This is a genomic window from Shewanella sp. SR44-4 (assembly GCF_014163715.1).
Classification (GTDB): domain Bacteria; phylum Pseudomonadota; class Gammaproteobacteria; order Enterobacterales; family Shewanellaceae; genus Shewanella.
Genome location: NZ_JACJDU010000006.1, coordinates 67,026 through 81,988 on the forward strand (window position 1 = coordinate 67,026; position 14,963 = coordinate 81,988).

The following is a 14,963-nucleotide window of genomic DNA, read 5'->3' on the forward strand; positions in this document are numbered from 1 at the left end:
ATCTGCAATTACTCTGCTGCGTCTTCTGTACGGAATTTATCAGCAGTTGCTTTAATAATTGGTTGAAGTTCACCTTTTTGGAACATTTCAGTGATAATGTCACAGCCACCAATTAACTCGCCTTCTACCCATAATTGTGGGAATGTTGGCCAGTTAGCAAATTTTGGTAATTCAGCACGAATATCTGGATGCTGTAAAATATCTACGAACGCAAATTGTTCACCACAGTTGATCATCACTTGAGCAACTTGAGATGAAAATCCACAGCTTGGTAATTTAGGTGAACCTTTCATGTACACAATAATTGGGTTTTCGGTAATTTGCTGTTTAATCTTTTCTACAGTTTCCATTTGATTTCCTAAGTACGACGACTGAATACATAATGTCTATTGTACGACACCTAGACTAAGAACAAAATGCCACAGTTTGTAGGGTTTATCTAAAATCCATAAAATCGATTACTGCAATCCACATAATTCCCTAAACAATGATTCACATCACAAAAATAATCAGTACAATAGCAATAGAGCAATGTTACCTGATGGGTAAACAAAACGATAACCTGAATCCATGGAGAGATACTAATGGCCTTCGAATTACCAGCATTACCTTATGCAAAGAACGCACTTGAACCACACATTTCTCAAGAAACCATTGAGTTCCATTATGGTAAGCATCACAACACATATGTGGTTAAACTAAACGGTTTAGTTGAAGGAACTGAGTTTGCGGGCAAAACACTAGAAGAAGTTGTTAAAACTTCAACTGGCGGTATGTTCAACAACGCGGCTCAAGTTTGGAACCACACTTTTTACTGGAACTGCTTAGCACCTAATGCTGGCGGCGAAGCAACTGGCGATATCGCTGCTGCTATCAATGCTTCTTTTGGTTCTTTTGAAGAATTCAAAGCTAAATTTACTGATTCTGCAGTAAATAACTTTGGTAGCGCTTGGACATGGTTAGTGAAAAAAGCTGATGGTTCATTAGCGATTGTTAACACTAGCAATGCTGCTACACCGTTAACAGATGAGTCTGTTACGATTCTATTAACTGTAGATGTATGGGAACATGCTTACTACGTTGATTACCGTAACGCACGTCCAGAATATTTAGCTCACTTCTGGCAGCTTGTTAACTGGGAATTTGTTAATAAGAATTTTGCTGCTTAATTTCGATTAACTGCAAAAACTAAAGGAGCCTTCTGGCTCCTTTTTTTGTCATTTTATCCGCCTAAAGTACGCTGCCTATCATCAGACTATGTTTGCAACTATTGCAAATGCTACTGTTTGTTATTGTTTTTATTTGATTTATTTTTCATTAAAACTTCGCCAAGTTATTTACCCTGTCCTACACTTTAGTCGTAAAGCCTAATATTGCGCTAACAGATTTAACATTACATTCTTGACCATCGCATTCATCACTCAGGCTTTTTACGTCATACAACTGTACGTTTTGAGGGGGTTACTATGGGCATTTTTGAGCATTATCAACAACGCTATGAAAAAAAACGTGACGAAGAATATACCTTAGAGCAATTTCTCGATATCTGTAAACAAGACAGAAGTGCCTATGTGTCTGCTGCCGAACGGTTACTCATGGCCATTGGTGAACCGCAGATTATTGACACAGCAAAAAATCCAATTTTAAGTCGAATTTTTTCTAATCGTGTTATTGCACAGTATCCCGCATTTAAAGATTTCTATGGCATGGAAGATGCGATTGAACAAATCGTGGCCTACTTGAAACATTCTGCTCAAGGCTTAGAAGAGTCAAAGCAAATATTATATCTCTTAGGCCCTGTCGGTGGCGGTAAATCATCGCTGGCCGAAAAACTCAAAGCATTAATGCAACAAGTGCCGATTTACATATTAACTGCCGATGGCGTTCGTAGTCCTGTCAACGACCACCCATTTTGTCTGTTTGATCCTGAAGAAGACAGTGAACTACTCAAAAACGAATACAACATACCAAGTCGTTATATCAAAACGATTATGTCACCATGGACAGTAAAACGTTTACACCAGTATGGTGGTGATATCTCAAAATTTAGAGTCGTAAAAGTGTATCCATCGGTGCTCGATCAAATCGGTATTGCTAAAACAGAACCCGGAGATGAAAATAACCAAGATATTTCTGCTTTGGTGGGTAAAGTTGATATTCGTCAGTTAGAACATTTTTCACAAGATGATGCCGACGCTTATGCTTACTCAGGTGCGTTATGTCGTGCAAACCAAGGGTTGATGGAGTTTGTTGAAATGTTTAAAGCACCCATTAAGGTACTTCATCCATTATTGACTGCGACTCAGGAAGGCAATTACAACGGTACTGAAGGCTTATCGGCCTTGCCGTATAACGGTATTATTTTGGCCCATTCTAATGAGTCAGAATGGTCCGCTTTTAGGAATAATAAAAATAACGAAGCGTTTTTAGATCGCGTCTATATTGTCAAAGTGCCCTATTGTTTGCGGGTATCTGAAGAAATGGAAATTTATCAAAAATTATTGGCTAATTCTGAATTATCCACTGCATCTTGTGCTCCTGGGACCTTAGAAACCTTGGCACAATTTAGCGTGTTATCGCGTTTAAAAGTGCCCGAAAACTCGTCTATTTATTCAAAAATGCGCGTCTATAACGGTGAAAGCTTAAAAGACACCGATCCCAAAGCGAAATCCTACCAAGAATATCGGGACTATGCTGGCGTAGATGAAGGCATGCAAGGGCTATCGACCCGATTTGCATTTAAGATTTTGTCACGAGTATTCAATTTTGACAGTGCAGAAATCGCCGCAAACCCAGTCCACTTATTTTATGTACTGGAAAAGCAAATTGAACAAGAACAATTTCCTAACGATATAAGTGAGAAATATTTAGAGTTTCTTAAAGGTTATTTAATCCCTAAGTATGTTGAGTTTATCGGTAAAGAGATCCAAACCGCTTACCTTGAGTCGTATTCTGAATACGGACAAAATATTTTCGACCGTTATGTTACCTATGCTGATTTTTGGATCCAAGATCAAGAATATCGCGACCCAGAAACAGGACAACTTTTTGATCGTGGTGCCTTAAATGCTGAATTGGAGAAAATTGAAAAACCAGCGGGGATCAGTAATCCAAAAGATTTCCGCAATGAAATTGTTAACTTCGTCTTACGTGCTAGAGCCAATAATGAAGGCAATAATCCTCTGTGGACTAGCTATGAGAAATTACGCATCGTGATTGAGAAAAAAATGTTTTCCAACACTGAAGATTTGCTGCCCGTTATTTCGTTTAACGGCAAAACATCGAATGACGATCAGCGTAAGCATGACGACTTTGTTAATCGCATGATGGAAAAAGGTTATACCAAAAAACAAGTCAGACTATTGTCAGAATGGTATTTACGAGTGCGTAAATCATCGTAGACACCCAATAATTGGTAGCGCCGCTGACAGGGCGCTACCAAAAATCAGACTTGGGAGCGACGTATGGCAAATTTTATTGATAGACGACTCAACGCAAAAGGAAAAAGCACTGTTAATCGGCAGCGTTTTATTGAACGCTATAAAAAACAAATCAAAAAAGCTGTCGGTGATGCGGTAACACGCCGAAGTGTTACGGATATTGATAAAGGTGAACAGATTAGTATTCCCAAGCGGGATCTCAGTGAGCCTGTTTTTAGACAAGGACAAGGTGGAATAAGGGACAGAGTTCATCCTGGCAATGATCAATTTAATCGTGGCGACCAAATTCAACGACCTAAAGGTGGCCAAGGCGGTGCAGGTCAAGGCGATGCCTCAAATAGTGGCGAAGGTGACGACGATTTTGTATTTACTATTTCAAAAGATGAATATTTAGCATTGTTGTTTGAAGATCTCGAACTGCCAAACTTACAGAATAATCGCCTTAATAAATTGGTTGAATATCAAACCTATCGCGCAGGCTTCACCAATGATGGCGTACCCGCCAATATCAATATTGTCAGATCACTGCGTTCATCACTCGCTAGACGCATCGCCATGAGCGGCGGGAAAAAGAAAGCACTACAGGCATTGGAAGCCGAACTTGCGGTATTAGAAGATACTCCTGGCGCTCAAGCCGAGCGGATTATAGCCATCAAAGAGCAAATAACAGTGCTCAAGCAGCAAATCGCTAAAGTACCTTTTATCGATACCTTTGATTTACGCTATAACAACTATGCGAAACGCGAAGTCCCTTCTAGTCAAGCGGTGATGTTTTGTTTAATGGATGTGTCAGGTTCGATGGATCAAGCTACCAAAGATATGGCTAAACGTTTTTATATTCTATTGTATCTATTTCTGACCCGCAGTTATCAGAACCTCGAGGTGGTATATATTCGCCACCATACACAGGCAAAAGAAGTCGATGAACACGAATTTTTTTACTCACAAGAAACCGGCGGAACCATAGTATCAAGCGCATTAAAACTGATGCATGAAATACAACAAGCTCGTTACCCTGAAAATGAATGGAATATCTATGCAGCTCAAGCTTCTGATGGCGATAATTGGTCCGACGACTCCCCCACTTGCCATGAAATATTAGCAAAACATATTCTGCCCAAAGTACGCTATTTCAGTTACATCGAAATCAGTCATCGGGCTCATCAAACCTTGTGGCATCAATATGAACAGTTACAACAGCAGTTTGACAACATTGCGGTACAGCATATTCACCAAGTTGAAGATATCTATCCCGTTTTCCGTGAACTCTTTAAAAAACAAGCTATATAGGAGGCTATCATGGTTCAACATAAACGTAACCCGTTAGATGATGGTCCCGAGTGGACATTTGATTTACTGCAACAATATCAATATGAAATTGAACAGGCCGCGGCTTTCTTTAAACTTGATACTTATCCGAATCAAATTGAAATTATTACCGCGGAACAAATGATGGATGCCTATGCAGGGATAGGAATGCCCATTGGTTACACTCATTGGTCATTTGGTAAACGGTTTATCCAAACAGAACAAGGCTACAAGCGCGGCCAAATGGGGTTAGCTTATGAAATTGTGATAAATTCCGACCCCTGCATCGCCTATTTAATGGAAGAAAATACCATCACGATGCAAGCATTGGTTATGGCTCACGCCTGTTATGGCCACAATAGTTTTTTTAAAAATAACTATTTATTTAACACCTGGACCGATGCGAGTTCGATTATTGATTATTTAGTTTTTGCTAAGAATTATATTCGTGAATGTGAATTACGTTATGGTGTAGAGCAAGTTGAACTGACCTTAGACTCTTGCCATGCATTAATGAATTACGGTGTAGACCGCTACAAACGTCCAGCTGAAGTGTCACTCAAAGAAGAACAAGCAAGACAACAAGAGCGTGAAGATTATCTGCAAAGCCAAGTGAATGACTTATGGCGAACGCTGCCTACATCACCACAAACAGACACCCCTGAAACGACGGCTATTTTCCCCAGTGAACCTCAAGAAAACATTTTATATTTTATTGAAAAAAACGCACCATTATTAGCACCTTGGCAACGTGAATTGGTGCGCATAGTACGTAAGATGGCGCAATATTTTTACCCACAAAAGCAAACCCAAGTGATGAACGAAGGCTGGGCAACTTTTTGGCATTACACCATACTTAATCGCTTATATGATACCGATAAAGTTACCGACCGTTTCATGTTGGAATTCTTGCAAAATCACACCGCAGTGGTCGCTCAACCTGCCTATAATAGTCCACATTATAGTGGCATAAACCCCTATGCTTTAGGTTTTGCAATGTTTATCGATATCAGACGCATCTGCGAAACCCCCACTGAAGAAGATCGAAAATGGTTTCCAGACATTGCAGGCAGCGATTGGCTGACAACGGTTCACTTTGCCATGAAACACTTTAAAGATGAGAGTTTTATTAGCCAATATCTATCACCTAAAGTGATTCGAGACTTTAAGCTATTTGGTATTTTAGATAATGAAAAACGCAGTCAACTATCAATATCGGCCATTCATGATGATCAAGGTTACCAAGATATTCGCAACACCCTATCACAACAATATAATCTGTCGAATATTGAGCCCAATATACAAGTACAACAAGTGCAAGTGAACGGTGACAGGTCAATTATCTTACGCTACATACCATTTGACGGCATCCCGTTGGCAGACAACCATCAAGAGGTATTAAAGCATTTACATCGATTATGGGGATTTAATGTCACCTTGGAGCAACTTGATGACTTAGGCATTGTTAGTACCTTATCAATGTGTCCAGAAACGGCAGCATAAAGTCTATCTAGTTTACAGTCTGTGGTTTGAACGAGATGATTTATGCTATAAAAAAGAGCCAATCGATTTGATTGGCTCTTTTTTAAGTGTAAATGAGAGGTTTTACTCACTAATTTACTAATTTACTAATTTACTAATTCACTAATTCACTAGGATTTATCATGACCCATTTCAGCAGGTAAATCATCACGTAATTTTTGCCACATTTTGCCACTTTCGATACCATTGATACGCATTAATGCTGGTACGTCAGAGTAATTTTTATCTTTAGCTAACTTTTCAAGTTTGACATAAAAACGCATGGTTAATTCACGAGCTTCTTGGCTCGAAAAATAATATCGACCAACACGATTATAAAGACCTTTGAAACCATTTAAAATCAATACATACAATGGATTACCTGATGCAAAAGCTAATGTATGATGCAATTGGTAATCAAATGTAGCATACGCTTCTGCATCATTTTCTAAGCTATGAATACCCGCTAATACATCAACTACTTTTTCAGGATTGTGGCGAATGGAGGCCCGAAAGTAAATGTTGCTTACGTTACCACGAGCAGCCATTAATTGGTCGACAAGTAGTGGAAAACCATCCGGATTTAAATCAGCAATGGTTTCTAAAATATTTAACCCAGACGTTTCCCAAAAATTATTCACCTGGGTAGGTTTACCATGTTGAATTTTCAACCAACCATCTCGAGCAAGACGTTGTAACACTTCTCTTAACGTTGTTCGAGTAACACCGATAAGTTCAGAGAGCTCACGTTCAGCAGGTAAAATTGATCCCGGTGGAAATTTGTTTTCCCAAATGGAACGAACAATATATTTCTCGGCAAAACTCGCTGGCCCTTTGGCATTGATGATCATCAGCCTTCATATCCTATTGCTAAACAATGGCGAAACTATTGTGACTGATCATACCAGAGCGGTAGAAAATAAAAACCATTGTTTAATCACTACGCTCATTACGATTGATTTTCAAACAACTAAACTGAGCAAAAATCAATAATTGAATATTCATCACATTAAACCACTATAATCATCGACATATCATCAATTTATCTGATAGAACTCTTTAAGTTTAGTATATAATGATGTAGCTAGTTTGTTAACGCTACGTGTTAATTCTAACGACAATAACAGCGTTACAATTCGATTTTTTTTAAGCTACACTAGCGATGAAAATAAGAGCCATACGTAGTTAGTGAGTAAACTATTTTGCTAACACATTGTTTGCTATAACAAGATATCTTTATTCAACAGAGAGTAATTGGCCAAAATACTCAGTTCAATCGAATTGAATTTTAAACTCAATTAACGAAAAATTGATGCTTATCAAGTTTTCTAATCTGAGTTGCCTCTATTCTCCCAAATCTATTTGAAAATAATGATGTATTGTAAGCTATCAAAAAATGGTAACAATACTGCCACAATAACAATATCGGAGAGGCTGATATGCCTGTAACCAAAAGTCAGGCGCTATTTGTAAACTTTTTAGGCAATTCACCTAAATGGTACAAATACGCAATTTTGGCATTTTTAGTAATAAATCCCCTGCTGTTTTTTTATGTCAGTCCATTTATCGCTGGATGGGTGCTAGTCGTTGAATTTATTTTCACTCTAGCAATGGCACTTAAATGTTACCCACTTCAGCCCGGCGGTTTGCTCGCAATTCAAGCCGTATTTATTGGCATGACATCTCCCTCGCAAGTTCTACATGAAATTGAAGCAAACTTAGAAGTATTGTTACTTTTAGTCTTCATGGTCGCTGGTATTTACTTTATGAAGCAGTTGTTACTGTTTGTATTTACCAAGATGATTACCAAAGTACGTTCGAAAATCATCGTTTCATTGATGTTTTGTACTGCGTCGGCATTTTTATCTGCGTTCTTAGATGCGTTAACGGTCATCGCGGTTATTATTGCTGTTGCCGTTGGTTTTTACTCTATCTACCACAAAGTGGCTTCAGGAAAGAGTTTTAATGACGGTCACGACCATACATCTGAAACAACTGAACAGTTAAACAATGAAGAATTAGAATCGTTCCGAGCATTCTTACGTAATTTATTAATGCATTCAGGCATTGGTACCGCTCTTGGTGGTGTTTGCACCATGGTTGGCGAACCACAAAACTTAATCATTGCGGCCCAAGCCCATTGGCAGTTTGGTGAGTTTTTCTTACGGATGTCGCCAGTGACAATGCCAGTATTGGTTGCAGGTATATTCACTTGTTTTCTTGTCGAAAAATTCAAAGTCTTTGGTTATGGCGCACAATTACCTGATGCAGTACATAAGATTTTAACTGATTACGCCACTCACGAAGACTCGCACAGAACCAATCAAGATAAAATGAAATTGGTTATCCAAGCCCTTATTGGTATTTGGTTAATTGCTGGTTTAGCACTTCACCTAGCTTCTGTTGGCCTCATTGGTTTATCAGTCATCATCTTAGCCACTGCGTTTAATGGTATAACCGACGAACATTCTTTGGGTAAAGCATTTGAAGAAGCTTTACCTTTCACTGCACTATTGGCGGTATTTTTTGCCATCGTTGGTGTGATTATTGACCAGGAACTGTTTGCTCCAGTGATCCAATGGGCATTAGGTTATGAAGGCAATATGCAGTTAGTGATTTTTTACATCGCTAACGGCTTGTTATCTATGGTCAGTGATAACGTGTTTGTGGGAACTGTTTACATTAATGAAGTGAAAGCAGCATTGATGAGTGGCCAAATCACTCGAGATCAATTTGATTTACTTGCTGTGGCAATTAATACCGGTACTAACCTACCTTCTGTGGCTACGCCGAATGGACAAGCAGCGTTCTTGTTCTTGTTAACCTCGGCCATAGCACCGCTTATTCGTTTATCGTACGGCCGTATGGTATGGATGGCGTTGCCTTATACGATTGTATTATCAATTGTGGGCGTGATGGCCATTGAGTCAGGTTTCTTAGTCGACATGACTGATTTACTTTATGAAACTCAATTAATTATCCACCACTCAGCCAAAGACATCAGTGGCGCGGCAATGGGTCATTAATTAAATCAGCTTATTGGACTTAGTAGATAAATTATCTTAAAGTCTCTATTGTTTGTGTAAACACCCTCATTTGAGGGTGTTTTTTTATCTGTTAACACATTTATTAGGAACTGAAATTGTCGCAACTACAGCAGTTTTGCCATAACCGTTTGTCTTGGGGTTTATTATTATTGTCCGCCATTGGATTGGAATTGGCAGCCCTTTTCTTTCAATATGGAATGGATCTAGCGCCGTGTGTCATGTGCATTTATATTCGGGTTGCTGTACTCGGTATTATTCTGGCAGCGCTGATAGGGATACTACAACCTAAAGTGTGGTTGTTACGATTAGTGGGTATGGCTGGATGGTCTGTATCGGCGGTTTGGGGCTTCAAATTAGCTTATGATCTAAACCAGATGCAAGTTAATCCTTCACCGTTTGCGACTTGTTCTTTTTACCCCGAATTCCCCAGTTTTATGCCATTAGACACCTGGTTACCTTCAGTATTCTCGCCAACAGGCATGTGTAGTGACTCACCATGGTCGTGGCTGTCTGTCAGCATGGCACAATGGATGATGCTTGGTTTTGCTGTTTATGGTGTTATTTGGTTGTTGATGTTGTTACCTGCACTTAAATCTGCAAAATAAATCAGCAAAAAATTCGAAATCAAATATAAAAAAGACCTCATTGAGGTCTTTTTTATATTTAAAGAATTGATTATTCAACGTCTAGCATCGGCCACAGTACAATACAGTCTTCCAAATACTTCACTTTCATTTCGTTTACGGTTTTACCTTGTACCGAAATGCCCGCTGCATGCATAGCCTGTTTATTTCCAGTCAATAACGGATGCCAGCTAGGTAAGCCTTTACCAACATGCAAACGTCGGTAAGCACAGCTATCGGGTAACCAAGTCAGCTCAGCAATATTCTCAGGCGTAATGGCAGTACATTCAGGCACATAAGTAAAACGATCAGGATATCTACGGCAACCACAAGTATCGTTGTCCAATAGATGGCAGGCGGCATTGGTATAATAAAGTTCATCCGTTTCATCATCGATGATTTTATTTAGACAGCACTTACCGCAGCCGTCACAAAGAGACTCCCATTGTTCGGGGGTCATGTTTTCTAAAGGTGTGGTTATCCAAAACTGAGTCATCATTTTATGTCTAAAGTGGCTTATTATCTAAATTTTCAGGCATTTTACACCTAAAACGGTACAATTTACTGTTTAATTTTCTCAGAAAGGTAGGTTATTGCCAGCGTATCGTACAAAGAATTATTAAATTGATGTAATAATCGAAAATTATTATAGGTTAAATAAAAGCGGCCTTTGGGTCCATCCGGCGCAATTAATGATACTTCCATGTCATTACGTTGGGGTAAATTTGTGCCATCAAAACGCCTGACACCATAGGCTTGCCAATCTGGAAATGTGTGATGTGATTGTAAACCAAGTAAGTTTGGATCTAACATCATTGTCGTTTTTACCTGTCTTCCCCAAGTAGAATCATATTGCCAATCTTGTTGATGTAGCATATTAGCCGTAGATGCAAAGGCATCATCCATACTGCTCCAAACATCAATGATGCCATCTTTATCGGCATCTATACCGTATTGGAGTATCTGGCTAGGCATCATTTGCATCTGTCCCATCGCCCCTGATGAAGAACTCTGCAATAAATCTTCGGTAATATTTTTTTGTTCGATTAGCTTGAGCGCTGCAATAAATTCATTAATGTAAAAAGCTTCTTTATCGCCTTTATAAGCCAGTGAGGCTAAAACAGATAACCCAGAAAAACGTCCTGTTCGCTCTCCAAAACGAGAGTTCATCCCCCATAATGCCATCAGGAATCGGGACTGAACTTGATAAGTTCGGCTAATATTTTCTATTTGTGATTCATGTTGCTGAAACATTGCTCTGGCTGTACTCACGGTAATTTCAGGTACAGCTTGGGGAATAAAGTGTTCTAATGTTTGTGATTCATCTGAATGGGCATTGAGGCTGGCTTTTTTGAAGATTTTAATATTAGCAATATAGCGTTCTGCTGTCAGTTGATTAACGCCAGTGGCTATTGCCCTTTGTTGGAGTTCCAACAAATAGTCGGAAAATTCGCCACGGCTGTCTTCTGCCATGGCAATATTAGAACAAATGAAGTAACAAAATGCACATAAAATGATTTTTTGAATCATATTCGTCTTGATTACTCCTTTAAGAATGAGCTTATTTCTTAAAAGCTAATTCTTGTTTATGTTGTTCGAGTAAATTAATTTGCGGTGGTGGTATTTGCAAGTAATAGCCTTTTTCTACTAATGCTGACTTAACTTTATCAATATCAGCGATACCTAAATGATCTCGTTTAGATAAAGGTACAATCATCACTAATGTCTTTGAACCAAACATTTCCATTAACGGTTCAGGAACGTCATCAAATACATCACGTTTTTTGACAAAAAGGTAAGTATCTGCTCTTCGACCGCTTTTATATACTGCACATATCATTTTAGTGTAAATTTCCAAAGGTTCAAACTTGATAGTCAACTAAGCACACTATAACATGGTGGCACAAGAAAATAATTGTAAATCAGTTTATCGCTGAAGTATTGGAGAATCACGCCGGGATGGCTAAACAAAATCTCGAATTAAAGGCCACGTCTTTTACCTTATCAGTACTGCATATCAATCATAACGATCTCGATATCATTGCGGCTGAATTAGACAACAAATTGGCTCAAGCTCCCCAGTTTTTTTTGGGCGCCCCCTTGGTATTAAATTTATCAGCCATTCAGCATACTCACATTGATTTTAATGCACTAAAACAATTATTAATTGACCGAAATCTTATTATTGTAGGCATTACCGATGCCAGCCCAGAACAAATTGAACAAGCAAAAAGTATGGCAATTGCAGTGGTTAAATCGGGTAAACAAGCCCGCAAAGCTGAGTTGCCTGTACGAGCAACTAAAATTGTTAAACAAAATGTGCGTTCTGGACAACAAATATACGCACAAAATGCTGATTTAATCATTTTTGGTGCGGTTGGTAATGGCGCTGAAGTCATTGCTGATGGTAGCATCCATATATATGGTGCTCTTCGTGGGAAAGCCATGGCGGGTGCTGCGGGAGATAATCAAAGTGTGATTATCGCTAACTCGTTAGAAGCAGAATTAGTATCGATTGCTGGACAGTATTGGTTGACAGAACATTTGCAACAATACGATCTAAGTCAAAGAGGCTGTGTTCGCCTTGAAGGCGCATCTCTTACTGTTGAATCATTGCCCCAATAATCGGCAAATACAAGGATATAAATATAAATGGCGCAAATTATTGTTGTCACATCAGGTAAAGGCGGTGTGGGTAAAACAACATCCAGTGCAGCAATTGCCACCGGATTGGCCTTAAAAGGAAAGAAAACTGTCGTTATCGATTTTGATATTGGGTTACGTAATCTTGATTTGATTATGGGTTGTGAACGCAGAGTCGTATATGATTTTGTTAACGTCATTAATGGTGAAGCTAATTTGAACCAAGCGTTAATTAAAGATAAACGCTGCGACAAACTGTTTATCTTACCCGCGTCTCAAACACGCGATAAAGATGCGCTCACTAAAGAAGGCGTTGGCCGGGTACTTGAGAATTTAGCCAAAGATTTCGATTATATTGTTTGTGATTCACCAGCGGGTATTGAACAAGGTGCCATGATGGCGCTTTACTTTGCCGACATCGCGATTGTTACCACTAACCCTGAAGTGAGTTCTGTACGTGACTCAGATCGTATATTAGGCATGCTGCAGAGCCGTTCACGTCGTGCGGAATTGTCTTTAGAGCCCATAAAAGAATATTTATTGTTAACTCGTTACTCTCCTGCGCGGGTCAAAACGGGTGAAATGCTCAGTGTTGAGGATGTGAAGGAAATATTAGCCATTGAATTACTCGGTGTGATCCCTGAGTCTCAATCGGTACTGAAGGCGTCAAACTCTGGTGTACCGGTCATTATTGATCAAGAAAGTGATGCAGGTTTAGCTTATGGCGATACGGTTGCACGCTTATTAGGTGATGATGTACCTGTTCGATTTATTACAGAAGAAAAAAAGGGATTCCTTAAAAGGATATTTGGGAGCTAACTATGTCGATACTTGATTATTTTAGAAGCAGTAAAAAGCCCAATACCGCATCATTGGCAAAAGAACGATTACAAATTATTGTGGCTCATCAACGTGGTGAACGTGGTGCACCTGATTATTTCCCAAAGATGAAACAAGAAATCATCGAAGTGATCCGTAAATATGTGCAAATATCAGATGACCAAGTCTCTGTGCAACTTGACCAAAACGATGACAATTTATCGGTGTTAGAGTTAAACGTTACCTTACCTGATTCAAAGTAATCAGCCAAGGTCACCCTACTCTGCTTAACACAAAAAAGGATACTGGCATTATGCGAGTATCCTTTTTTGGTATGTTGATAAATTGCATTAACTAAAGCTGAATTAACTAAAGCGCACTGGCTCTAGTAAATCACCTACCAACTGCCCACGCCAACCGACCAAGAGTATCGGTGTTGGTGTTTGTTTGTTGTGATACAACCATAATAGAAATTCATGAATATGGCGCTTAGAACCAACAAATTCTAATGCGACATTTTCACGCTCACATAATTCAGTTAAGACTGTTTTAACTTCTTTAAAAGCTGATTTATAACCTGACTTAAGCGCAACAACATCAACTTCTTCAGGTAGATTAATTAAATCTGCCGTCGCCATAACTGTTAATAAATCTTTGCCGTGAATGCGTTTCTCTTGATCTGTTAAGTCATTTAAACTATTCAATTCCGCCAGTGTGATCGGTTGTTTTTTGGCTAATGCAATTAATGCATGGTCTTTTACCACAAAACCCAGCGCTAGATTGCGGCTTACCGCTTTGGCTAGACGCCATTTCGCCAATACTTTTAAATAGGCTAGCTGCTGACTCGATAATTGAAATGCATTTTTGACTTTAAGGTAAACGCTGTCGCCTTCTGGCAATGACATGCGCCCTTCAGTCATACGCTGACCTTCTTCAAACAACCATTCAAGACGATTGTCCGCAGCAAGCTTCTGTTGCAGCTGAGGGTATAATTGATATAAATAAAACACATCATTAGCCGCATACTGTAATTGCGCATCAGACAGTGGACGATTCATCCAATCCGTACGTGATTCGCCTTTATCTATTTCGACTTGCAAGCATGCGTCAACGAGCTTGGCATAACCTAATCCGTGGCCTAAACCAGCAAAGCTTGCCGCTATTTGGCTATCAAATAAAGGGCTTGGTTGGCATTCACCATAATGAGCAAACACCTCGAGATCTTCACTGCATGAATGCACTAATTTGACAATATTTTGGTCAGTTAATAACTGCCAAAATGGGCTTAAATCGGTAATCGCAACCGGATCAATTAAGGCTAAAGTTTTGCCATCATAGGCTTGAATAAGGCCTAATTTAGCATAATAGGTTCGAGTGCGGACAAACTCAGTATCTAGCACCAGCAAGGTGCTTTGTTGGTATTGTTCAACTAATGACAACAGGCTGGCATCATCACTGATATATTCAAACGTTAACAAAATAGGCTCCGCTAAAAAAAGGTGTGAGCAATACGATAAGCTGATAACAACCAAACATAAAAAAGCCGGCTTAGTTGCCGGCTT

15 protein-coding genes are annotated in these 14,963 nt (G+C 39.2%); 9 read left to right on the top strand and 6 right to left on the bottom strand.

Annotated elements, in window-relative coordinates:
- Nucleotides 1–8 precede the first annotated feature (8 nt).
- Nucleotides 9–350, bottom strand: coding sequence for a Grx4 family monothiol glutaredoxin (gene grxD / locus H5125_RS04740; RefSeq protein ID WP_101087590.1), 342 nt, complete (start codon nt 348–350; stop codon nt 9–11).
- 234 nt (nt 351–584) lie between these two features.
- On the opposite strand from grxD, the gene sodB reads away from it, so the two are divergent.
- From sodB to H5125_RS04760, 4 genes are all read left to right on the top strand, one after another.
- The gene (sodB, locus tag H5125_RS04745) at nt 585–1,169 is read left to right on the top strand and encodes a superoxide dismutase [Fe] (protein ID WP_011637213.1); all 585 of its coding nucleotides are present in this window, start codon (nt 585–587) and stop codon (nt 1,167–1,169) included.
- A gap of 297 nt (nt 1,170–1,466) precedes the next feature.
- Nucleotides 1,467–3,401 carry a PrkA family serine protein kinase gene (locus H5125_RS04750; RefSeq protein ID WP_182743669.1) on the top strand — a complete coding sequence of 645 codons (1,935 nt, stop codon included), beginning with the start codon at nt 1,467–1,469 and terminating at the stop codon, nt 3,399–3,401.
- Nucleotides 3,402–3,464: 63 nt separating this feature from the next.
- Complete coding sequence (locus tag H5125_RS04755; RefSeq protein WP_182743670.1) at nt 3,465–4,730, top strand: YeaH/YhbH family protein; 1,266 nt, start codon at nt 3,465–3,467, stop codon at nt 4,728–4,730.
- Nucleotides 4,731–4,739: 9 nt separating this feature from the next.
- On the top strand, nt 4,740–6,251 hold the full coding sequence (locus tag H5125_RS04760; RefSeq protein ID WP_182743671.1) for a SpoVR family protein: 1,512 nt from the start codon (nt 4,740–4,742) through the stop codon (nt 6,249–6,251).
- Between the two features lie 149 nt (nt 6,252–6,400).
- Here the strand turns inward: H5125_RS04760 and fadR are convergent, their stop codons facing one another.
- On the bottom strand, nt 6,401–7,120 hold the full coding sequence (gene fadR / locus H5125_RS04765) for a fatty acid metabolism transcriptional regulator FadR (RefSeq protein ID WP_101087586.1): 720 nt from the start codon (nt 7,118–7,120) through the stop codon (nt 6,401–6,403).
- 588 nt (nt 7,121–7,708) lie between these two features.
- Between fadR and nhaB the strand changes: the two genes are divergently transcribed.
- Together nhaB and dsbB are read left to right on the top strand one after the other, a co-directional pair.
- Entirely contained in the window at nt 7,709–9,295 is a 1,587-nt protein-coding gene (nhaB, locus tag H5125_RS04770) for a sodium/proton antiporter NhaB (protein ID WP_101087585.1), read from the top strand.
- 116 nt (nt 9,296–9,411) lie between these two features.
- Nucleotides 9,412–9,921 carry a disulfide bond formation protein DsbB gene (gene dsbB, locus H5125_RS04775; protein ID WP_101087584.1) on the top strand — a complete coding sequence of 170 codons (510 nt, stop codon included), beginning with the start codon at nt 9,412–9,414 and terminating at the stop codon, nt 9,919–9,921.
- A 70-nt stretch (nt 9,922–9,991) separates the two neighbouring features.
- On the opposite strand, the gene H5125_RS04780 is transcribed toward dsbB, so the two are convergent.
- The 3 genes from H5125_RS04780 to H5125_RS04790 all read right to left on the bottom strand — a co-directional run bounded on the left by H5125_RS04780 (nt 9,992) and on the right by H5125_RS04790 (nt 11,779).
- Nucleotides 9,992–10,438, bottom strand: coding sequence for a YcgN family cysteine cluster protein (locus H5125_RS04780; protein ID WP_162022933.1), 447 nt, complete (start codon nt 10,436–10,438; stop codon nt 9,992–9,994).
- 62 nt (nt 10,439–10,500) lie between these two features.
- Nucleotides 10,501–11,469, bottom strand: coding sequence for a lytic transglycosylase domain-containing protein (locus H5125_RS04785; protein WP_182743672.1), 969 nt, complete (start codon nt 11,467–11,469; stop codon nt 10,501–10,503).
- 31 nt (nt 11,470–11,500) lie between these two features.
- On the bottom strand, nt 11,501–11,779 hold the full coding sequence (locus H5125_RS04790) for a YcgL domain-containing protein (protein WP_101087581.1): 279 nt from the start codon (nt 11,777–11,779) through the stop codon (nt 11,501–11,503).
- A gap of 119 nt (nt 11,780–11,898) precedes the next feature.
- Here H5125_RS04790 and minC point away from each other — a divergent pair, with 119 nt between their 5' ends.
- Genes minC through minE form a run of 3 tightly spaced genes read left to right on the top strand, consistent with a single transcriptional unit; the run spans nt 11,899 to nt 13,664 of the window.
- The gene (minC, locus tag H5125_RS04795) at nt 11,899–12,564 is read left to right on the top strand and encodes a septum site-determining protein MinC (protein ID WP_101087580.1); all 666 of its coding nucleotides are present in this window, start codon (nt 11,899–11,901) and stop codon (nt 12,562–12,564) included.
- A 27-nt stretch (nt 12,565–12,591) separates the two neighbouring features.
- Nucleotides 12,592–13,401: a septum site-determining protein MinD gene (gene minD, locus H5125_RS04800; RefSeq protein WP_011637202.1), complete on the top strand. Its 810-nt coding sequence runs from the start codon at nt 12,592–12,594 to the stop codon at nt 13,399–13,401.
- Nucleotides 13,402–13,403: 2 nt separating this feature from the next.
- Nucleotides 13,404–13,664, top strand: coding sequence for a cell division topological specificity factor MinE (gene minE, locus H5125_RS04805; protein ID WP_011637201.1), 261 nt, complete (start codon nt 13,404–13,406; stop codon nt 13,662–13,664).
- A gap of 102 nt (nt 13,665–13,766) precedes the next feature.
- On the opposite strand, the gene rnd is transcribed toward minE, so the two are convergent.
- The gene (gene rnd / locus H5125_RS04810) at nt 13,767–14,879 is read right to left on the bottom strand and encodes a ribonuclease D (protein ID WP_182743673.1); all 1,113 of its coding nucleotides are present in this window, start codon (nt 14,877–14,879) and stop codon (nt 13,767–13,769) included.
- Nucleotides 14,880–14,963 lie beyond the last annotated feature (84 nt).

What these genes read in the sequence shown, in the direction of transcription:
- grxD (WP_101087590.1), bottom strand. Translation starts at nt 350, where the DNA reads ATGGAAACTGTAGAAAAGATTAAACAGCAAATTACCGAAAACCCAATT.
- sodB (WP_011637213.1), top strand. Translation starts at nt 585, where the DNA reads ATGGCCTTCGAATTACCAGCATTACCTTATGCAAAGAACGCACTTGAA.
- H5125_RS04750 (WP_182743669.1), top strand. Translation starts at nt 1,467, where the DNA reads ATGGGCATTTTTGAGCATTATCAACAACGCTATGAAAAAAAACGTGAC.
- H5125_RS04755 (WP_182743670.1), top strand. Translation starts at nt 3,465, where the DNA reads ATGGCAAATTTTATTGATAGACGACTCAACGCAAAAGGAAAAAGCACT.
- H5125_RS04760 (WP_182743671.1), top strand. Translation starts at nt 4,740, where the DNA reads ATGGTTCAACATAAACGTAACCCGTTAGATGATGGTCCCGAGTGGACA.
- fadR (WP_101087586.1), bottom strand. Translation starts at nt 7,120, where the DNA reads ATGATCATCAATGCCAAAGGGCCAGCGAGTTTTGCCGAGAAATATATT.
- nhaB (WP_101087585.1), top strand. Translation starts at nt 7,709, where the DNA reads ATGCCTGTAACCAAAAGTCAGGCGCTATTTGTAAACTTTTTAGGCAAT.
- H5125_RS04780 (WP_162022933.1), bottom strand. Translation starts at nt 10,438, where the DNA reads ATGATGACTCAGTTTTGGATAACCACACCTTTAGAAAACATGACCCCC.
- H5125_RS04785 (WP_182743672.1), bottom strand. Translation starts at nt 11,469, where the DNA reads ATGATTCAAAAAATCATTTTATGTGCATTTTGTTACTTCATTTGTTCT.
- H5125_RS04790 (WP_101087581.1), bottom strand. Translation starts at nt 11,779, where the DNA reads ATGATATGTGCAGTATATAAAAGCGGTCGAAGAGCAGATACTTACCTT.
- minC (WP_101087580.1), top strand. Translation starts at nt 11,899, where the DNA reads ATGGCTAAACAAAATCTCGAATTAAAGGCCACGTCTTTTACCTTATCA.
- minD (WP_011637202.1), top strand. Translation starts at nt 12,592, where the DNA reads ATGGCGCAAATTATTGTTGTCACATCAGGTAAAGGCGGTGTGGGTAAA.
- minE (WP_011637201.1), top strand. Translation starts at nt 13,404, where the DNA reads ATGTCGATACTTGATTATTTTAGAAGCAGTAAAAAGCCCAATACCGCA.